An 18,302-nucleotide genomic window follows, 5' to 3' on the forward strand; every position below is an offset into this window, starting at 1 on the left:
CGGGTTGTGGATGTCGAAGGCGACCAGCCGGCGGCCCTCGATATTGTCCTGGCCGATGGCATAGTCGGTGGCGATGATCTCGGTCGGGCCCTCGGGCAGCGGCAGCGCCTCGACCGCCGATGCCTCGACCGTCGATGCCTGGGCCGCAAAATGGCCGCTCAGCGCCTCGCGCTCTCGCCGGATGTCGCCGGGCCGACCCTTGTGCCCCGTCTTGCCCGGCCCGCCGGGCGGTGATGTCTGTGACATGTGTCCCTTTCTCAATGACTTCATGCGTCAGGGAACCGAAATGATCGGGTGGACGAAAGGCAGCTGCGGGATGTCGGCGCCCTGAGCCTCTCATCAAAGCTGCCGCTGGGGCATCCTGCCCCCGGCGCAGCGACCTCTCGCGACCCGGATGCGACATCCTGCCGCATCCCTGGCGGCCGGCGGCCCGGATCCGCTTGGCGCGCGGCGCGGCGCGGCCTATAAGACCGGCGCGACGAAAGGACATGCCATGCGCCAAGCCACGATCACCCGCAACACCGCCGAGACGCAGATCGAGGTCACGCTGAACCTGGACGGAACCGGCCGCTATGACAACCGCTCGGGCGTCGGATTCTTCGACCACATGCTGGACCAGCTGGCGCGGCATTCGCTGATCGACCTGACGGTGCGGGCCACGGGCGACCTGCATGTCGACGACCACCACACGGTCGAGGATACCGGCATCGCCATCGGCCAGGCCCTGGTGCGCGCGCTTGGCGACAAGAAGGGCATCCGGCGCTATGGCAGCTTCCTGCTGGCGATGGACGACGCGCTGGTGCGCTGCGCGCTGGACCTGTCGGCGCGGCCCTTCCTGGCCTGGGGCGTCGATTTCCCAACCGAGAAGATCGGCACGTTCGACACTGAACTGGTGCGCGAATTCTTCCAGGCGCTGTCCACCCATGGCGGCATCACCCTGCATGTCGACCGGCTGCACGGGATCAACAGCCACCACATCGCCGAGGCCGCCTTCAAGTCCGTCGCCCGCGCGCTGCGCGAGGCGGTCGAGCCCGATCCGCGCATGGCGGGCGTGCTGCCCTCGACCAAGGGGGCGCTGTGATGCGGGTGACGCTGGTCGATTACGACAGCGGCAACCTGCATTCGGCGGAAAAGGCCTTCCAGCTGATGGGCCGCGACCTGGGCGCCGAGGTCGTCGTGACCTCGGACCCCGCGGTGGTGCTGGCCGCCGACCGGATCGTCCTGCCGGGCGACGGCGCATTCCCGGCCTGCCGCGCGGCGCTGGATGCGGTTTCGGGCATGGCCGAGGCACTGGACGAGGCGGTCATCCGCCGCGGTACCCCCTTCCTGGGCATCTGCGTGGGGATGCAGATGCTGGCCACGACCGGGCACGAATACCGCAGGACGGCCGGGCTGGACTGGATCGGCGGCGAGGTGGTCGCGATCGAGGCACCGGATCTGAAGGTGCCGCATATGGGCTGGAACGATCTGGTCATCGACCGCCCGCATCCGCTGCTGGACGGGATCGCGACCGGCGATCACGCCTATTTCGTGCATGGCTGGCAATTCCGGGTGGCCGATCCCGCGCATCTGCTGGCCCATGTCGATTACGGCGGGCCGGTGACGGCGGTGGTCGGGCGCGACAATATCGCCGGCACCCAGTTCCACCCCGAGAAATCCCAGGCCGTCGGGCTGCGGCTGATCGCCAATTTCCTGAACTGGAAGCCCTGAGCCGGGCAGGACCGTCCTGCCGCTCTGGACCTTGCGGCGGGGATCGGCTTCTCTGGCCGGACATGGCGACGGAGAACCCGATGGACGATCTGGAAAAACGTATCGCGCAGGCGCGCGGCGACCTGCCCGCCGACCTGGTGCTGCGCGGCGGGCGCGTCTTCGATCTGGTCACCGGGGCGATGATCGCGGGCGATGTCGCGATCTGCGGCGGCCATGTCGCGGGGATCGGCGCGGATTACGAGGGCCGCCGGGTCATCGACGTGTCGGGGCTGGTGCTGGTGCCGGGCTTCATCGACACGCATCTGCATGTCGAAAGCAGCCTGGTCACGCCGCATGAATTCGACCGCTGCGTGACCCCGCGCGGCGTCACCACCGCGATCTGCGACCCGCACGAGATCGCCAATGTGCTGGGCGTCGAGGGCATAAGCTGGTTCCAGCAGGCCAGCGCGCATCTGCTGATGGACCTGCGGGTGCAGCTTTCGTCCTGCGTGCCCTCGACCGAGATGGAGACCTCGGGCGCGCGGATCGAGGCCGGTGACCTGGCGCCGCTAATGGGCCACCCTTCCGGCATCGGGCTGGCTGAGTTCATGAACTATCCCGGCGTGATCCATCGCGACCCGCAGGCCATGGCCAAGCTGCGCCTGTTCGCGGGCGGCCATGTCGACGGCCATTGCCCGCAGCTGTCGGGACGCGACCTGAACGCCTATATCGCCGCCGGCATCCGCACCGAGCACGAGGCGACCACCGCCGAGGAGGCGCTGGAGAAGCTGCGCAAGGGGATGCGGGTGCTGATCCGCGAGGGCTCGGTCAGCAAGGACCTGGAGGCGCTGCAGCCGGTGCTGACCGAGGCGACCAGCGCCTATATGTGCCTGTGCACCGATGACCGCAATCCGCTGGACATCGCCGAGCACGGCCATCTGGACTACATGATCCGCCGGCTGATCCAGCTGGGGACGCCGCCGCTGGCGGCCTATCGCGCGGCGTCCCTGTCGGGGGCCGAGGCCTTCGGGCTGAAGGATCGCGGGCTGATCGCGCCGGGGCTGCGCGCCGATATCGTGGCGCTGGATTCACTGGAGGGCTGCCATGCGCAGCTGGTGCTGGCCGGCGGCCGGGTCGTGGACGAGGCCGCCTTCGCCGCCCGGCCGGCGCTGGGGCCGATCGGGCGCGGCTCGGTCAGGGCGCCGCAGGTCCAGCCGCGCGATTTCCGCAGCCCCGGCAATCGCGGCCGGACCGACGTGATCGGCATCCTCGAGGGCAAGATCATCACCCGCCACCTGCACGAGGAGATCGCCATCGAGGATGGCGACAAGCGCCCCGACCCCGCGCGCGACCTGATGCGGATCGCGGTGATCGAGCGGCACGGCCGGAACGGCAATATCGCCACCGGCTTCGTGCGCGGCTTCGGGATGGGGTCCGGGGCCATCGCCTCGACCGTCTGCCACGACCACCACAATATCGCCGTGGTCGGCGCGGATTACGGCGACATGGCGCTGGCGGCGAATCACCTCTCGGAGATCGAGGGCGGTTTCGTCGTGGCGCAGGGCGGCAAGGTGCTGGCCGAACTGGCGCTGCCAGTGGCCGGGCTGATGAGCCTGGAGCCGTTCGAGGTGGTCCGCGACCGGCTGGTCGCCCTGCGCGAGGCGGCGAGACGCCTTGGCGTGGTGCTGGAGGAGCCTTTCCTGCAGCTGGCCTTCCTGGCCCTGCCGGTGATCCCGGCGCTGAAGATCACCGATCGCGGCATGGTCGATGTCGAACGGTTCGAGATCATCGCCGGCTGAGAATCGTGATGGGGGGCGCCGGCGGCGGCGTTCACGGGTATTTGGGCAACGAAGAAGCGGTCAGGGGCGCAGGACCCGGTCGACCTCGGCCAGGGCGGCGGCGATGGCGGCCTCGATGCCGAGGCTGGTAGTGTCGAGGATCACCGCGTCATCGGCCGGCTTCAGCGGCGCCGTGGCGCGTTCGCTGTCGCGGCGGTCGCGGTCGCGCAGCTGCGCCAGCATCTCGGCCGGGTCGGCGCCCAGCTCGGCGGCGCGGCGGGCGGCGCGGACCTGGTCCGAGGCGGTGACATAGAGTTTCACCTGCGCATCGGGGCAGATCACGGTGCCGATGTCGCGCCCGTCCAGCACGGCGCCGGGTTCCTGGCGGGCGAAGCGGCGCTGGAAATCGACAAGGGCGGCGCGCACCTCGGGGATGGCGGCCACGCGGCTGGCGGCCTGCCCGGCATCGGAGCTGCGCAGATCGGGGCGGGCCAGGTCCGCAGGCCCAAGGTCCCGCGCCGCCGCCACCGGATCGCCGCCCTTCGCCCCGGTCGCGCGATAGAGCAGCCCGGTATCCAGGTGGTGGAAGCCGAGCCTTTCGGCCAGCGCCCGCGCGATGGTGCCCTTGCCGGAGGCGGCCGGCCCGTCGATGGCGATGATGAAAGGCATGTGGCGGAGCGGTCCCCTGGAAGACGATTGCCCTCCCTTCGCACATGTCGCGCCGGAAGGTCCAGCACCCGGAGGCGAATCCTCCGCCCGCCCGGAGACGGCGCCGCCGCCAGCCTTGTCGCGGGCATTTTTCCCGCCGCACCGCCCCGTGGCGCCACGAGAATCGGCGACAGGGCGCCAATTCCATCATATGGTCCTTTTCCGGCTTGGCATTCAGGATCGGGTGAATTTGAATTAACGTGTTTAGTTGTTTGTCTAGTAAAAGCGCTTAAGGTGTGATGTTGCTTAGTCATATGGAGCGTCTCGTTGACGCGAACTCGGTCGCAGGTATCAGGGATTCCTATTTCGATGCCTTGAACGGCCACGGATATTCCTGCGCCTTCTACGGGGCGTCCTTCCAATCCGACCTGCCGCCCGCGGTGATCCGGGAAGATCCTGAAATACATTCGAATTTCCCCGGCGATTTCATCGAGGAGATGCGCAGATACCATCCGTTCGGCACGTCTCCCTGGATGATCTGGGCCGATAGCCATGCGGGCTCGATCCCGCTGGCGCAGCTGGTCTCGGAATCGCGCCACGATCCCGGCATGGTGCGGGCGCTGGAGATCGCCAGCCAGCATGGCGCAGCCTCGCTGCGCATCATCAGCCTGAAGGGCCGCGTCGCCCGCGCCCGCGGCCTGGTGGCGATCTGCCCGGCGCTGATGGCCCGGCCGGCGGAGGAGGCCGCCCTGTGGCTGAGGAATCACCGCGAGATCGCCACGCTGACGGCGATCATGCACATGCGGATGGCCACGATCTGCCGACATCCCCAGCGTTCGGGCCTGACGCCGCGCCAGCGCGAGGTGCTGGAATGGACCTCGGCGGGCAAGACCGTGGCCGAGGTCGCGACGATCCTGGGCCTGACGCCGGCAACCGTCGAGAAACATCTGCGGCTGGCACGCGATGCGCTGGATGCGGGCAGCACGGCGCAGGCGATCCTCAAGGCGCATGTCACGAATCAGATATTCCTGCAGAAAACGGCGTGATCACGCGCTGGTCAGGATAACCGGACTTTTAAAAGCTTATGCAAATAACTTTTAATGACCCTGTTCCGTGAGTGGTGACACGAAAAGTGTCAGGAACATGGCGCCTTGGCATCCGATTGTTGCCCGGATCTGGCGCCGCCCGGCAAAAGCCGGAGGACCCTGCCGGAAACGCTTGCGCTTCCGGCAGGGTTTTCAGTGACATCGGGGACAGAGCTGAACCGCTTTCCAGACTGCGGAACCCTCTCCCCCGGCAAGAGGGCGGAAATGCGAAACGCCGGCCCCGAGGGGCCGGCGCAGAAACCGAATCGGTCGGGAAGCGGGATCAGTTGCCGCCCAGGGTCTTGGCGACCTCGGCGGCGAAATCTTCTTCCTTCTTCTCGATGCCCTCGCCGACGGCGACGCGGGCATAGCCGGTCACTTCGACGCCGGCATCCTTCGCGGCCTCGGCCACGGTGACATCGGGGTTGATGACGAATTTCTGGCCCAGAAGCGTCACTTCCTCGAAGAACTTCTTCATCCGGCCTTCGATCATCTTCTCGATCACCGCGTCGGGCTTGCCCGATTCACGCGCCTGCTCGGTCAGGACCGACTTCTCGCGCTCGACCAGCGCCGGGTCCAGATCGGCTTCGGACAGCGAGGCGGGCGAGGTAGCGGCGATATGCATCGCGATCTGCTTGCCGATCTCGCGGGCCTTGTCCTCGGGGCCCTTCAGCGCGACCAGGACGCCGATCTTGCCCATGCCTTCCGCGGCGGCATTGTGGACATAGGAGACGATCGTGTCGCCTTCCAGCACATGCAGGCGGCGCAGGGTCATGTTCTCGCCGATGCGGGCGATGGCGTCGGTCAGCACGTCGGCGACCGGGCGGCCGTTCAGATGCGTGGCCTTCAGGACCTCGACATCCTCGCCGACGGTCAGGGCGACATCGGTGATCTCGCGGACCAGCTGCTGGAAGTCGGCGTTCTTCGCCACGAAATCGGTTTCCGAGTTCAGCTCGACCGCGACGCCCTTGCCGTCGGTGACGGACACGCCGACCAGGCCCTCGGCGGCGACCCGGCCCGATTTCTTGGCGGCCTTGGCCAGACCCTTGGTGCGCAGCCAGTCGACGGCGGCTTCCATGTTGCCGTCGTTTTCGGTCAGCGCCTTCTTGGCGTCCATCATCCCTGCGCCGGTCGTCTCGCGCAGCTCCTTCACCATCGCGGCGGTGATAGCCATGATCCGTCTCCTTTGGTCAATGCATCAGGCGGGGCATATCCCCGCCTGACGACAATTCGGTAAATTTCCGAAGAAACCGCGCCGCTCAGGCGTCGGCCGTGGCCTGCTCGTCGGCCTTCGCCTCTGCTTCGCCTTCGTCCAGCGCCTCTTCCGGCGTGTCCGACAGCGCGCCCAGATCGACGCCGGCGGCGCCCATCTGCGCGGTCATGCCGTCCAGGGCGGCGCGGCTGGCCAGATCGCAGTAAAGCGCGATGGCGCGGGCGGCGTCGTCATTGCCGGGGATGATGTAGTCGACGCCATCGGGCGAGCAGTTGGTATCGACCACGGCGACGACCGGGATGCCCAGCTTCTTGGCTTCCAGGATGGCCAGGTCTTCCTTGTTCACGTCGATGACGAACAGCAGGTCCGGCAGGCCGCCCATGTCGCGGATGCCGCCCAGGCTGGCCTGCAGCTTGGCCTGCTCGCGTTCCAGGCCCAGGCGCTCTTTCTTGGTCATGCCCTCGGCGCCGGCGGCCATGGTCTCGTCGATGGCCTTCAGGCGGTTGATCGACTGGCTGACGGTCTTCCAGTTGGTCAGCGTGCCGCCCAGCCAGCGGTGGTTCATGTAGAACTGCGCCGATTTCTCGGCCGCCTCGGCGATGGCCTTCTGCGCCTGGCGCTTGGTGCCGACGAACAGCACGCGGCCGCCCTTGGCGACGGTGTCGCGCACGACCTGCAGCGCCGCGTCCAGCATCGGCACGGTCTGGGTCAGGTCGAGGATGTGGATGCCGTTGCGTTCACCATAGATGAACTCGCCCATGCGCGGGTTCCAGCGCTGGGTCTGGTGGCCGTAGTGGACGCCAGCTTCAAGAAGCTGACGCAACGAGAATTCGGGAAGCGCCATGTCTTTTCCTTTCCGGTTTGCGCCTTGGCAGGGGAATTCAGGGCGGATGCCCCAACCGGTGGACCTTTTGCGGATGTCTCCCGCAAGGGCCCGCCCCTGCCTGTGAAGTGTGCGCGCAAATAGACGCTGCCGGCCCGGAATGCAAGGGCTTTCGCCACGTCCAGACGCGCGCCCGCCCCATATCGGCGCGATCGGCCCGATCTTCAAGTGATGCTTGACCCCCTGCAGAAATTCGATAGCGGTAACAGATGCCGTTTCGCGCGGATTGCGCGGCATACGGCCTTGCATCCCCGCCGCGCGGGGACCAATCTGATGCCAATTCTGGAATGTGAGGTGGCCATGACCCCAGAGCTTCAATCCCGAGAGACGCGCAGGCTGTGCCTTCTGGCGCCGGTCATTCCGGTGATCGTCATCAAGGATCCCGCGCGGGCCGAGGGGCTGGCGCGGGCGCTGGTCGCGGGCGGGCTGCCGGTGCTGGAGGTCACGCTGCGCTCGGACGCGGCGCTGGACGCGATCCGGGCCATGGCGGGCGTCGAGGGCGGCCAGGTCGGCGCGGGCACGGTGCTGACCCCGGACGATGCGAAGCGGGCCAAGGAGGCGGGGGCGAAATTCGCGGTCTCGCCCGGCCTGACCGACCGGCTGATCGACGCCTGCCAGGAGATCGAACTGCCGCTGCTGCCGGGCGCCGTCACCGCCTCGGAGATCATGCGGGCGGCGGATGCGGGCTATGACATGCTGAAATTCTTCCCGGCCGAGGCCGTGGGCGGCGCCCCGGCGCTGAAATCGCTGGCCGGTCCCCTGCCCCGCGTCAGCTTCTGCCCGACCGGCGGCGTGACGCCGCAGAACGCGCCGGACTATCTGGCGCTGCCGAACGTCGTCTGCGTGGGCGGCAGCTGGATCGCCACCGATGCCGATACCGGCGCGGGCAACTGGTCGGCCATTCAGGAAAGGGCCAGCATCGCCGCCAGCCTGTCTCGAAGCTGATCCGCGCGGGACGGGGCGAGGACATGGACAGGGCACGCCGCAATGTCGCGGTGCTGGTCGCCGCGCAGGCGATCCTGGGCGCGCAGATGTCGATCATCTTCATCATCGGCGGGCTGGCCGGGCAGATCCTGGCCCCCAATCCCTGCATCGCCACCCTGCCCCTGTCGATGATCGTGCTGGGCTCGGCACTGTCGGCGCGGCCGCTGGCGGGCTTCATGCAAAGGCATGGCCGCCGGGCGGGCTTCCTGCTGGCCGTGGCGGCGGGCGCCGTCGGCGGCGCGCTGTCGGCGGCGGGACTTTGGGCCGGGTCCTTCTGGCTGTTCATGGCGGGATCGACCCTGACCGGCATCTACATGTCCGCGCAGGGCTTCTATCGCTTCGCCGCCACCGATACCGCGCCGCCGGAATTCGAATCCCGCGCGATCAGCTGGGTCATGGCCGGCGGGCTGGCCGCCGCGATCATCGGCCCGGCCCTGGTCCGCGCGACCAACGACCTGACCGCGGTGCCTTTCCTCGCCAGCTATGCCGCGGTGATCGGGCTGAACCTGCTGGGACCGCTGCTGTTCGCCTTCCTGGACATCCCGAAACCGCCCGCCCCGGTGGCCGGCCAGCCGCAGGGCCGACCGCTGCGCGAGCTGCTGCGCGTGCCGCAGATCGGCGTCGCGATGATCTGCGGCATGGTCTCCTATGCGCTGATGAACCTGGTGATGACCTCGACCCCGCTGGCCGTGGTCGGCTGCGGCTTCGCCCCCGAGAACGCCGCCGATATCGTCAGCGCCCATGTGCTGGCCATGTTCGCGCCCAGCTTCTTCACCGGCCACCTGATCGCCCGGTTCGGGGCCGAGCGCATCGTCGGGCTGGGGCTGGTGATCCTGGCGCTGGCCGGCGGCGTCGCGCTGAGCGGAGTCGAGCTTGGCCATTTCTTCGGCGCGCTGATCCTGCTGGGGCTGGGCTGGAACTTCGGCTATATCGGCGCCACCGCCATGCTGACCCGCGCCCACCGCCCCGAGGAGCGCGGCCGGGTGCAGGGGGTGAACGATTTCTTCGTCTTCGGTGGGGTGTTCCTGGCCTCGCTGTCCTCGGGCGGGCTGATGAACTGCCTGGGCGGCTCGGCCCAGGCCGGCTGGAACGCGGTCAACATGGCCATGCTGCCCTTCCTGATGCTGGCCGGGGCGGCGCTGATCTGGCTGATCATGCGCCCGAAAGAGGTCTGAGCGCCCAAGAGGGGTATTTGGGCAACAGAGAAGTCAGAACAGCGTCTTCTGCCCCGAAGGGTCCGGCTTGCGTCCCGGCCTGGGCGCGGGCGTGTCGGGGCGCGCGGCAAGGCGGCCGTCGGCGAATTCGATCTCGAAGCGCGGGGCCTGCCGGGCGGTATCGGCCGAGGTGATGAGGCCGTCCGGGCCGTGGACGACCGCGAAGCCGCGTTTCAGCGTCTCGCGATAGCCGAGCGTCTGCCGGGTGCGGTCCAGCCGCAGAAGCGATTCGCGCCGGATCGCGATGGCACGGCGGCCGGCCTTGGCAAGGCGCGCGTCCAGCATCTGCAGGCGCTCGGATTGCGTCGCGATCGCGCGGCGCGTCGTGCCCAGGATCCGCGCCAGCGAGGCGTCCAGCCGTTCCTGCAGCACCCCCAGCCGGTCGCGGCGGCGTTCCAGCCGCCGTCCGCCGGCAAGCTCCAGCCGCGCCGTCGTCCGTTCCAGCAGGTGCCGCTTGGCGGCGGTGAACTGGCGCAGGGTCGCGAAGGGCATGGGCCGCGCGGCCAGTTGCTGGCGGCGGTGGCGCACGAGGCCGCGCAGCGCGGGCTCCAGCCGCGCGCCCCACAGGTCCAGCCGCTGCCGCGCGGTTTCGGTCAACGCCGCGGGGCGGCCCAGGGCGCGGGCGAGGTCGCGCAGCCGCTGGCGCGGACGCTCGATCCGCGTTGTGCTGGCCCGCGTCATCCGCGCGCCCGCCTCGGCCAGCCGCGCGGCCAGGTCGGCGCGTACCGGCACCGCCATCTCGGCCGCGGCCGTGGGCGTGGGCGCGCGCCGGTCGGCGGCGAAGTCGATCAGCGTCGTGTCGGTCTCGTGCCCCACGGCCGAGATCAGCGGGATGCGGCTGTCGGCGGCGGCACGCACCACCGATTCCTCGTTGAAGCCCCACAGGTCCTCCAGGCTGCCGCCCCCGCGCGCGACGATGATCAGGTCGGGACGCGGCACCGGCCCGCCCTCGGGCAGCGCGTTGAAGCCGCGGATCGCCGCCGTCACCTGCGGCGCGCAGGCCTCGCCCTGCACGGCCACCGGCCAGATCACCACGCGGGTCGGAAAGCGGTCGCGCAGCCGGTGCAGGATGTCGCGGATCACCGCCCCGGAGGGCGAGGTCACCACCCCGATCACCCGCGGCAGGAAGGGCAGCGGGCGCTTGCGATCCTGGTCGAACAGGCCTTCCTCGGCCAGCGCCTTGCGGCGTTTCTCCAGCATCGCCATCAGCGCGCCCGCCCCGGCGGGTTCGATCTGGTCGACGATCAGCTGGTATTTCGACTGGCCGGGAAAGGTGGTCATGCGGCCGGTGGCGATCACCTCCATGCCTTCCTCGGGGCGCTGCGCCAGGCGCGCCGCCTGGCCCTTCCAGGTCACCGCCGCCAGCACCGCCCGGTCGTCCTTCAGGTCGAAATAGAGATGCCCCGAGGACGGCCGCGAGACCCGCCCCACCTCGCCCCGCACCCGGACCCGGCCGAACTGGTCCTCGATGCTGCGCTTGACCGCGCCGGACAGTTCGGACACGGTGAATTCGTGGGCATTGCTGCCGGCTGCGTCTTCCAGAAGGTCCATGCGGCTTGTTCCCTTTCGCGCGCCAGACTAGAACGCCGCCACCAGAAGCGAAAGGGCGGCAGATGAACATCCTGATCCTCGGCGGCGGCGGGCGCGAACATGCGCTGGCATGGGCGATCCGGCAGAACCCGAAATGCGACCGGCTGATCGTGGCGCCCGGCAATGCCGGCATCGCGGACATCGCGCGCTGCGCCGATATCGACATCAAATCTCGCGCCGAGGTCCTTGAGTTCGCGCAGGAAAACGCCATCGACTTCGTGGTCGTCGGCCCCGAGGCACCGCTGGCCGCCGGCGTCTCGGACGCGCTGCGCGAGGCGGGCTTCCTGGTCTTCGGCCCCAGCCGGGCGGCCGCGCAGCTGGAAGCGTCGAAAGCCTTCACCAAGCAGATCTGCGACGCCTGCGGCGCCCCCACCGCCGCCTGGCAACGCTTCACCGATGCCGCGGGCGCGCGCGACTACGTCTCGGGCAAGGGCACGCCGATCGTGGTCAAGGCCGACGGGCTGGCGGCCGGCAAGGGCGTCACCGTGGCAGAGACCGTAGAGCAGGCGCATGAAGCCATCGACGCCATCTTCGACGGCGAATTCGGCGACACCTCGGTGGTGATCGAGGAGTTCATGGAGGGCGAGGAGGCCAGCTTCTTCGTGCTCAGCGACGGGACCGATTGCCTGGCGATCGGCACCGCGCAGGACCACAAGCGCGTGGGCGAGGGCGATACCGGGCCCAATACCGGCGGCATGGGCGCCTACAGCCCGGCCCCGGTGCTGACCGAGCCCCTCCAGGAACAGGTGATGGCGCAGATCGTCCGCCCCACCATCGCCGAGATGGCGCGCCGCGGGACGCCCTTCCAGGGGGTGCTCTATGCCGGGCTGATGATCCGCGACGGACAGGCGCGGCTGGTCGAATACAATGTCCGCTTCGGCGATCCCGAATGCCAGGTGCTGATGATGCGGCTGGGCGCGCAGGCGCTGGACCTGCTGCTGGCCTGCGCCGAGGGCCGGCTGGAGCAGTTGAGCGTCAACTGGGCCGACGACCATGCGCTGACCGTGGTCATGGCCGCCAGAGGCTATCCCGGCAGCTACGAAAAGGGAAGCACCATCAACGGCCTGAACGGCATAACCGAATCCGGTTTCGAGATGGTCTTCCACGCCGGCACCGCCGAAAGGGACGGCCAGATCATCGCCACCGGTGGCCGCGTGCTTGCCTGCACCGGCCGCGGCGAAACCCTGGCCGAGGCGCATCGCCGCGCCTATGCCCTCGTCGACGCGATCGACTGGCCCGAAGGCTTCTGCCGCCGCGACATCGGCTGGCGCGCCCTCTAGAAAGCCGAAGCCGGCGCCCCCTCGGCCGCCGGCTTCCCGCGCATCGCTTTCATCTTGGCCCAAATATCCCCGCCGGAGGCATCCGACGGGGCAACCCCGCCCAGGCTCAGCCGGTCGAGTACAACCCCTCGTAGATCGGCAGCAGCGTATCGGTCTCGAACAGCGAACTGACCGAGGTGCCGTTCCAGATGTTCAGGATCGCCTGGGTGAACATCGGCGCCGTCGGCACGATGCGGATATTCGGCGCAGACTTGATCGCATCGGTCGGCTGGATAGAATCGGTGATGACCAGCGACTTCATCACCGACTTGCTGACCCGCTCGACCGCCGGGCCGGACAGGACGCCATGGGTGATGTAGGCATGGACCTCGGTCGCGCCGCTGTCGGTCAGCACCTGCGCGGCCTTCACCAGCGTGCCCGCCGTGTCGCAGATGTCGTCGACGATGATGCAGGCCTTGCCCGCGACATCGCCGATCACGGTCATCTCGGCCACCTCGCCCGCCTTCTCGCGGCGTTTGTCCACGATCGACAGCGGCGCGCCGATCCGCTGCGCCAGTTCGCGCGCCCGCGCCACGCCGCCGACATCGGGCGAGACCACCATCAGGTCGTCCATCCGGCCCTTGAAATGATGCTGCACGTCCAGCGCGAAGACCGGCGCGGCATAGAGGTTGTCCACCGGAATGTCGAAGAAGCCCTGGATCTGGGCGGCGTGCAGGTCCATGGTCAGCACCCGGTCCACCCCGGCCTCGGTCAGGAGGTTCGCGACCAGCTTCGCGCTGATCGGGGTGCGCGCCTTGGCGCGGCGGTCCTGCCGCGCATAGCCGAAATAGGGGATGACCGCCGTGATCCGCGCCGCCGAGGACCGCTTCAGCGCGTCGGTCATGATCAGCAGTTCCATCAGGTTGTCATTGGCCGGATTCGAGGTCGGCTGGATGATGTACATGTCCTCGCCGCGGACATTCTCGAAGACCTCGACGAAGATCTCCTGGTCGTTGAAACGCTCGACCCGTGCGTCGCACAGGCCGACATTCATGCCGCGATGCATGGACATGCGGCGGGCGATGGCACTGGCCAGCGGGCGGTTGGCATTGCCGGAGATCAGCTTGGGTTCGGTCATGACGGGCATGGAGAATGGGCCTTTGGCGGGATTCGTCAGATTGCACCCGCCTTAGCACCGGGCTAGCCTGCCCGCAAACCAAGAAGGACACCCCATGGCCAGCATCGATTACTATCTGGGCACGATCAGCCCCTGGTGCTATCTCGCCGGCGACCGGCTGGAGCGGATCGCCGCCGCGCATGGCGCGACGATCACCTACAAGCCGCTGGATCTGCTGCAGCTCTTCGACCGGACCGGCGGGGTCAGGCCCGCCGACCGCCATCCCAGCCGGATGGAATATCGCGGCCAGGAACTGGCGCGTTGGGCCGAACATCTGGGCCTGCCGCTGAACCTCAAGCCCGCGCATTGGCCGGTGAACATGGCGCCGTCCTCCTATGCGATCATCGCCGCGCAGCAGACGGGCGGCGGCGACCTGGGCGCGCTGGTCCAGGCTTTCATGCGCGCCGTCTGGGCCGAGGAACGCGACATCAGCGACGATGCCGTCATCCGCGAGATCCTGGGCGCGAACGGCTTCGATCCGGGGCTGGCCGACAAGGGGCTGTTCGTCGGCGCCGAGATCTATGGCCGCAACCTGGAGGATGCGGCGAATGCCGGCGTCTTCGGGGCGCCCTTCTACATCATCCGCGAAACCGACCAGCGTTTCTGGGGCCAGGACCGGCTGGATTTCCTCGACCGGGCGCTGGCCGCGGCGTGAGCGGGCGCATCCATCGCCGCCACTGGCCCGGCGATCCCGACCGCCCGGCGCTGGCGCTGCATTGCATGATGGGCAGCGGCGGCTACTGGGGGCCGATCGCCGCCCGGCTGGAGGGGCGGATCGACCTGACCGCCATCGACCTGCCCGGCCATGGCCGCAGCGATCCCTGGACGCCCGGCCCCGAGGATCCCGATTACCACACCGCCGTCACCCGGATCGCCGCCGCCTTCATCCAGCGCCCGCTGGACCTGATCGGCCATTCGATGGGCGCGACCGTGGCGCTGCGCATCGCCGTCGCCGCCCCTGAGGCCGTGCGCAGCCTGACCCTGATCGAGCCGGTGCTGTTCGCCGCCGCCCCCGGCTCGGCCCAGGCGGATCTGGACACGCGCATGGCGCGGCACCTGGCCGAGGGCCGCCCCGACGAGGCCGCGCGGATCTTCCTGGATGTCTGGGGCCACCAGCCCTATGACGCGCTGCCGCCGCCCTTCCAGCAGCAGATGCGCGACCAGATCCCCCTTGTCGCCGCCTCGGACGAGGTGCTGAACCGCGACGGCGCCAATATCCTGCGCGCCGGCGGGCTGGAGGTGATCGACGCGCCGGTCCTCTTGATCTCGGGCGAGGAATCGCCGCCGGTGATCCACGACATCGCGGCCGCGCTGGCCGCGCGCCTGCCCGATGTCGGCCGCGCCACGGTGCCGGGGGCCGCGCATATGCTGCCGCTGACCCATCCCGAAGCCGTCGCCGGGCTGATCGCGGTCAACCTGGACCGGGCCTGAAACGGTTCCGCCGGGACGCATCCGCGACCGGCCTGCAGGTCAAATGGCAAGCGCAAGGCAGCACTCACAGGTCGAAATCGTCCTCATGCAGGACGGCGCCGATGGCCAGCCATTCGGCCCGGATCCGCGCCACCCGCGTGTCGCCCCAGGTGCGGAAGACGATCTCGAACCCCTCCTCGGTGATCCGGTCGGCCGATATGTCGGCGCGCTGGTTGCTGCCCTCGGCAATGTCCCACATGCCGATGCTGACATGAACGACCGGCGGCGACAGGTAACGCTCGCCGAACCGGACCGGCATCCGCTCGACCCGCGGGCCGTGGCCGGACCACATCGCGCCGCCATCCTCGAAGGCCGAGAACAGCAAGGCGCTGCCGCGCGTGACGCCGACCGCCGATTGACTGAAACGCTGCATCCAAATCTCCCTGACGCGGGTCTATAATGCAGCATGGTTCTGAAGAAAGAACTAATTCCATACAGTCCGATGCAAATGAAACGGGCACGGCATCGCTGCCGTGCCCGTTCCCGGAATGCCTGCCCGATCGGTTCGTTCCGATCAGTCGGGAATCGTCGCCTGATTGGGATCCAGCCCGACATGGGTGCCAAGCGCCTGCATGTCGGCCAGAAGCTTGACCGCGGCGGTCACGACCTCTTCGCCGACCGAATCGCGCTTCTCTTCCACCGACCTGCGACGGCGCAGGGCCTCGCGCATCATGTCGTCGAAGATCTCCTGCGTCAGCTCCGCGCGCGGATGCCCGCGTTCGGCCAGTAGGCTGACCGATTCCGCGTTGATCTCGGCGAAGCCGCCGGTCACGGCGAACTCGCTCTGCGCGCCATCGGCGGCCACCAGCGTGACCATGCCGGGGCGCAGCGTGACGATCGCGGGCGCATGGCCGGGCATGGCGGTCAGGTCGCCTTCGCTGCCCGGCAGGCGCACCTCACGCACGGGAACCGAGACGAGGCTCCGCTCCGGCGACACGAGGTCGAACTGCATGGTATCGGCCATCTCGCCCCCTTACGCGGCTTCGGCCGCGAGACGCTCGGCTTTCGCCTTCACCTCTTCGATGTCGCCGACCATGTAGAAGGCGGCTTCGGGCAGGTGGTCGTATTCACCGGCGACCACGGCCTTGAAGGACGCGATGGTCTTCTCCAGCGGCACCTGAACGCCGTCCGAGCCGGTGAAGACCTTGGCCACGTCGAAGGGCTGCGACAGGAAGCGCTGGATCTTGCGGGCGCGGGCCACGGTCAGCTTGTCCTCTTCCGACAGCTCGTCCATACCGAGAATGGCGATGATGTCCTGCAGCGACTTGTATTTCTGCAGGATGCCCTGGACGTCGCGGGCCACCTGGTAATGTTCCTCGCCGACCACGGCCGGGTCGAGGATCCGCGAGTTCGAATCCAGCGGGTCCACGGCCGGGTAGATGCCCAGCTCCGAGATCGCGCGCGACAGAACCGTCGTGGCGTCGAGGTGGGCGAAGGTCGTGGCGGGCGCCGGGTCGGTCAGGTCGTCGGCCGGAACGTAGACGGCCTGGATCGAGGTGATCGAGCCCGATTTCGTCGAGGTGATGCGTTCCTGCATCGCGCCCATGTCGGTGGCCAGCGTCGGCTGGTAGCCCACGGCCGAGGGGATGCGGCCCAGAAGCGCCGACACCTCGGAACCCGCCTGGGTGAAGCGGAAGATGTTGTCGACGAAGAACAGCACGTCGGTGCCGGTCGCGTCGCGGAACTGCTCGGCCAGGGTCAGGCCGGTCAGCGCGACGCGCATCCGGGCCCCCGGAGGCTCGTTCATCTGGCCATAGACCAGCGCCACCTGCGATTCCGACAGGTTGTCGGGCTTGATGACGCCCGATTCCACCATCTCGTGATAGAGGTCGTTGCCCTCACGGGTCCGCTCGCCCACGCCGGCGAAGACGGAATAGCCCGAGTGCACCTTGGCGATGTTGTTGATCAGTTCCATGATCAGAACGGTCTTGCCGACGCCGGCGCCGCCGAACAGGCCGATCTTGCCGCCCTTGGAATAGGGGGCCAGCAGGTCGATGACCTTGATGCCGGTCACCAGGATTTCCGAGCTGGTCGCCTGCGCGGCGAAATCCGGCGCGGGCTGGTGGATGGCGCGGGTCTCGGTGGCGTCGACGGGGCCGCCTTCGTCCACCGGCTCGCCCACAACGTTCAGGATCCGGCCAAGCGTCGCATCGCCCACCGGAACGGTGATCGGGCCGCCGGTGTCACGAACCGGCTCGCCGCGGACCAGGCCCTCGCTCGAGTCCATGGCGATGGTGCGGACGGTGTTCTCACCCAGATGCTGGGCCACTTCCAGAACCAGCTTCTTGCCGTTGTTCTCGGTTTCCAGCGCGTTCAGGATCGCCGGCAGATGGTCTTCGAACTGCACGTCAACGACGGCGCCGATCACCTGTGTGATTTTTCCCTTGGCCTCTGCCATGTAATCAACTCCTTGGCTTTATCTTGCAGTCGGACCGGACGGCACACCGGTCACGCATTCATGTGTCGTCCACCCCGGATCGTTCCGGAGCGTATACGTTACGTTTCAGGAAATCCCAGCGGCTTTTCGGCGTCTCGCCCCATCCCTCGCACATCCCGGCCAGGCCGAAGCGGAATTCCGCGACGGTCATCTGCAGGTTCCGCCCGACGAAATAGCGGCGATACTTGCGCTCGAACCGGCTGCGGCACAGCGGGAAGGCCTCGTCGACCGTGCCGCCGCTGTGATGGGACAGCAGGAAGGGGATGACATAGCTGCGCCCGCCCATGATCTCGCTCATCCGGCACAGATCGCCCGCGTAGAAATGGAAGCCCTCCAGATCGTAGGAGTTCACCACCGGACGGTTGCGCCGCATGACGAAGAAATTCTCGTCAAGCGATTCGACCAGTTCGGGCTGCGTGACCCGAAGGCCAAGCTTGTGCGGATCGTCGATATGCACCGCCAGGTGATGCTTGCCCCGCCGATAGCCGATGCCGCCGGCATTGCCCGCCAGCGTCCAGTCGGGATCCAGCGCCCGAAGCTCGTCCAGCCGCGCCTCCAGCTCGGCGGCGCCGTCATGGGTGAACTCGATATCGTCATGGGTGAAGACGATATAGCGGCCCCGCGCCTCGACCAGCGCGCGCCGCATCGCGTCGAAACCGTCGAAACGGTTCGCGTTGCGATTGTCCAGCGCCAGGAACTCGGAATTTTCCGGCGTGAACCCCTTGGCCAGGGCCGAGGTCAGCATCCGGTCATAGCGCTCCTGGCTGGCGACCAGGGTCACGAAGGAAAACAGGATGCTGTGCGTGGCCGGGCCGGTCAGATACCGGACCCCCAGCCGTTCCGCGATCTCCTGCTCCTTCGCGAGCCTGCCCATG

Annotated in this window: 19 protein-coding genes; 9 read left to right on the top strand and 10 right to left on the bottom strand. The window is 68.3% G+C overall.

The window, feature by feature from the left end:
- Window positions 1-246: hypothetical protein (locus C9E82_RS21265; RefSeq protein ID WP_147393105.1), on the bottom strand; the 246-nt coding region annotated here is incomplete at its 3' end.
- A 247-nt stretch (window positions 247-493) separates the two neighbouring features.
- Between C9E82_RS21265 and hisB the strand changes: the two genes are divergently transcribed.
- The 3 genes from hisB to ade all read left to right on the top strand — a co-directional run bounded on the left by hisB (window position 494) and on the right by ade (window position 3,488).
- Window positions 494-1,081, top strand: a complete 588-nt coding sequence (gene hisB / locus C9E82_RS21270) for an imidazoleglycerol-phosphate dehydratase HisB (protein WP_119898850.1) — start codon at window positions 494-496, stop codon at window positions 1,079-1,081.
- Entirely contained in the window at window positions 1,081-1,710 is a 630-nt protein-coding gene (gene hisH, locus C9E82_RS21275) for an imidazole glycerol phosphate synthase subunit HisH (RefSeq protein ID WP_119898849.1), read from the top strand. Before hisB ends, hisH begins: the two co-directional genes overlap by 1 nt.
- Window positions 1,711-1,790: 80 nt before the next feature.
- Window positions 1,791-3,488 carry an adenine deaminase gene (gene ade / locus C9E82_RS21280; protein WP_119898848.1) on the top strand — a complete coding sequence of 566 codons (1,698 nt, stop codon included), beginning with the start codon at window positions 1,791-1,793 and terminating at the stop codon, window positions 3,486-3,488.
- A gap of 60 nt (window positions 3,489-3,548) precedes the next feature.
- Here the strand turns inward: ade and C9E82_RS21285 are convergent, their stop codons facing one another.
- Entirely contained in the window at window positions 3,549-4,136 is a 588-nt protein-coding gene (locus C9E82_RS21285) for a (d)CMP kinase (RefSeq protein ID WP_119898847.1), read from the bottom strand.
- Window positions 4,137-4,489: 353 nt separating this feature from the next.
- Between C9E82_RS21285 and C9E82_RS21290 the strand changes: the two genes are divergently transcribed.
- Window positions 4,490-5,161, top strand: a complete 672-nt coding sequence (locus C9E82_RS21290) for a helix-turn-helix transcriptional regulator (protein WP_183154127.1) — start codon at window positions 4,490-4,492, stop codon at window positions 5,159-5,161.
- A gap of 322 nt (window positions 5,162-5,483) precedes the next feature.
- Here C9E82_RS21290 and tsf read toward each other — a convergent pair whose 3' ends face one another.
- Window positions 5,484-6,374 carry a translation elongation factor Ts gene (gene tsf, locus C9E82_RS21295; protein ID WP_119898845.1) on the bottom strand — a complete coding sequence of 297 codons (891 nt, stop codon included), beginning with the start codon at window positions 6,372-6,374 and terminating at the stop codon, window positions 5,484-5,486.
- Window positions 6,375-6,459: 85 nt separating this feature from the next.
- Window positions 6,460-7,257 carry a 30S ribosomal protein S2 gene (rpsB, locus tag C9E82_RS21300; protein ID WP_119898844.1) on the bottom strand — a complete coding sequence of 266 codons (798 nt, stop codon included), beginning with the start codon at window positions 7,255-7,257 and terminating at the stop codon, window positions 6,460-6,462.
- 339 nt (window positions 7,258-7,596) lie between these two features.
- On the opposite strand from rpsB, the gene eda reads away from it, so the two are divergent.
- On the top strand, window positions 7,597-8,241 hold the full coding sequence (gene eda, locus C9E82_RS21305) for a bifunctional 4-hydroxy-2-oxoglutarate aldolase/2-dehydro-3-deoxy-phosphogluconate aldolase (protein ID WP_119898843.1): 645 nt from the start codon (window positions 7,597-7,599) through the stop codon (window positions 8,239-8,241).
- 23 nt (window positions 8,242-8,264) lie between these two features.
- Window positions 8,265-9,455, top strand: coding sequence for an MFS transporter (locus C9E82_RS21310; RefSeq protein WP_119898842.1), 1,191 nt, complete (start codon window positions 8,265-8,267; stop codon window positions 9,453-9,455).
- A gap of 33 nt (window positions 9,456-9,488) precedes the next feature.
- Here the strand turns inward: C9E82_RS21310 and xseA are convergent, their stop codons facing one another.
- Window positions 9,489-11,045, bottom strand: a complete 1,557-nt coding sequence (gene xseA / locus C9E82_RS21315) for an exodeoxyribonuclease VII large subunit (RefSeq protein ID WP_119898841.1) — start codon at window positions 11,043-11,045, stop codon at window positions 9,489-9,491.
- A gap of 62 nt (window positions 11,046-11,107) precedes the next feature.
- Here xseA and purD point away from each other — a divergent pair, with 62 nt between their 5' ends.
- Window positions 11,108-12,364: a phosphoribosylamine--glycine ligase gene (purD, locus tag C9E82_RS21320; RefSeq protein WP_119898840.1), complete on the top strand. Its 1,257-nt coding sequence runs from the start codon at window positions 11,108-11,110 to the stop codon at window positions 12,362-12,364.
- A gap of 106 nt (window positions 12,365-12,470) precedes the next feature.
- Here the strand turns inward: purD and C9E82_RS21325 are convergent, their stop codons facing one another.
- Window positions 12,471-13,490, bottom strand: coding sequence for a ribose-phosphate pyrophosphokinase (locus C9E82_RS21325; RefSeq protein ID WP_119898839.1), 1,020 nt, complete (start codon window positions 13,488-13,490; stop codon window positions 12,471-12,473).
- Between the two features lie 85 nt (window positions 13,491-13,575).
- Here C9E82_RS21325 and C9E82_RS21330 point away from each other — a divergent pair, with 85 nt between their 5' ends.
- Together C9E82_RS21330 and C9E82_RS21335 are read left to right on the top strand one after the other, a co-directional pair.
- Window positions 13,576-14,175 carry a 2-hydroxychromene-2-carboxylate isomerase gene (locus C9E82_RS21330; protein ID WP_119898838.1) on the top strand — a complete coding sequence of 200 codons (600 nt, stop codon included), beginning with the start codon at window positions 13,576-13,578 and terminating at the stop codon, window positions 14,173-14,175.
- Window positions 14,172-14,951, top strand: a complete 780-nt coding sequence (locus C9E82_RS21335) for an alpha/beta fold hydrolase (protein ID WP_240643589.1) — start codon at window positions 14,172-14,174, stop codon at window positions 14,949-14,951. Before C9E82_RS21330 ends, C9E82_RS21335 begins: the two co-directional genes overlap by 4 nt.
- A gap of 64 nt (window positions 14,952-15,015) precedes the next feature.
- Here C9E82_RS21335 and C9E82_RS21340 read toward each other — a convergent pair whose 3' ends face one another.
- From C9E82_RS21340 to C9E82_RS21355, 4 genes are all read right to left on the bottom strand, one after another.
- On the bottom strand, window positions 15,016-15,363 hold the full coding sequence (locus C9E82_RS21340) for an H-type lectin domain-containing protein (RefSeq protein WP_119898837.1): 348 nt from the start codon (window positions 15,361-15,363) through the stop codon (window positions 15,016-15,018).
- A gap of 141 nt (window positions 15,364-15,504) precedes the next feature.
- Window positions 15,505-15,954: a F0F1 ATP synthase subunit epsilon gene (locus tag C9E82_RS21345; protein WP_119898836.1), complete on the bottom strand. Its 450-nt coding sequence runs from the start codon at window positions 15,952-15,954 to the stop codon at window positions 15,505-15,507.
- Between the two features lie 9 nt (window positions 15,955-15,963).
- On the bottom strand, window positions 15,964-17,388 hold the full coding sequence (gene atpD, locus C9E82_RS21350) for a F0F1 ATP synthase subunit beta (protein WP_119898835.1): 1,425 nt from the start codon (window positions 17,386-17,388) through the stop codon (window positions 15,964-15,966).
- Window positions 17,389-17,446: 58 nt separating this feature from the next.
- A complete protein-coding gene (locus C9E82_RS21355; RefSeq protein ID WP_119898834.1) occupies window positions 17,447-18,301 on the bottom strand; it encodes an acyl esterase in 855 nt (284 codons plus the stop codon).
- Between the last annotated feature and the right edge of the window lies 1 nt (window position 18,302).

This window comes from Paracoccus sigandri (assembly GCF_003709565.1).
Taxonomy (GTDB): domain Bacteria; phylum Pseudomonadota; class Alphaproteobacteria; order Rhodobacterales; family Rhodobacteraceae; genus Paracoccus; species Paracoccus siganidrum.

Bases quoted from the DNA above. Each gene is read 5' to 3' on its own strand.
- hisB (WP_119898850.1), top strand. From the start codon at position 494: ATGCGCCAAGCCACGATCACCCGCAACACCGCCGAGACGCAGATCGAG.
- hisH (WP_119898849.1), top strand. From the start codon at position 1,081: ATGCGGGTGACGCTGGTCGATTACGACAGCGGCAACCTGCATTCGGCG.
- ade (WP_119898848.1), top strand. From the start codon at position 1,791: ATGGACGATCTGGAAAAACGTATCGCGCAGGCGCGCGGCGACCTGCCC.
- C9E82_RS21285 (WP_119898847.1), bottom strand. From the start codon at position 4,136: ATGCCTTTCATCATCGCCATCGACGGGCCGGCCGCCTCCGGCAAGGGC.
- tsf (WP_119898845.1), bottom strand. From the start codon at position 6,374: ATGGCTATCACCGCCGCGATGGTGAAGGAGCTGCGCGAGACGACCGGC.
- rpsB (WP_119898844.1), bottom strand. From the start codon at position 7,257: ATGGCGCTTCCCGAATTCTCGTTGCGTCAGCTTCTTGAAGCTGGCGTC.
- eda (WP_119898843.1), top strand. From the start codon at position 7,597: ATGACCCCAGAGCTTCAATCCCGAGAGACGCGCAGGCTGTGCCTTCTG.
- C9E82_RS21310 (WP_119898842.1), top strand. From the start codon at position 8,265: ATGGACAGGGCACGCCGCAATGTCGCGGTGCTGGTCGCCGCGCAGGCG.
- xseA (WP_119898841.1), bottom strand. From the start codon at position 11,045: ATGGACCTTCTGGAAGACGCAGCCGGCAGCAATGCCCACGAATTCACC.
- purD (WP_119898840.1), top strand. From the start codon at position 11,108: ATGAACATCCTGATCCTCGGCGGCGGCGGGCGCGAACATGCGCTGGCA.
- C9E82_RS21325 (WP_119898839.1), bottom strand. From the start codon at position 13,490: ATGCCCGTCATGACCGAACCCAAGCTGATCTCCGGCAATGCCAACCGC.
- C9E82_RS21330 (WP_119898838.1), top strand. From the start codon at position 13,576: ATGGCCAGCATCGATTACTATCTGGGCACGATCAGCCCCTGGTGCTAT.
- C9E82_RS21340 (WP_119898837.1), bottom strand. From the start codon at position 15,363: ATGCAGCGTTTCAGTCAATCGGCGGTCGGCGTCACGCGCGGCAGCGCC.
- C9E82_RS21345 (WP_119898836.1), bottom strand. From the start codon at position 15,954: ATGGCCGATACCATGCAGTTCGACCTCGTGTCGCCGGAGCGGAGCCTC.
- atpD (WP_119898835.1), bottom strand. From the start codon at position 17,388: ATGGCAGAGGCCAAGGGAAAAATCACACAGGTGATCGGCGCCGTCGTT.
- C9E82_RS21355 (WP_119898834.1), bottom strand. From the start codon at position 18,301: ATGGGCAGGCTCGCGAAGGAGCAGGAGATCGCGGAACGGCTGGGGGTC.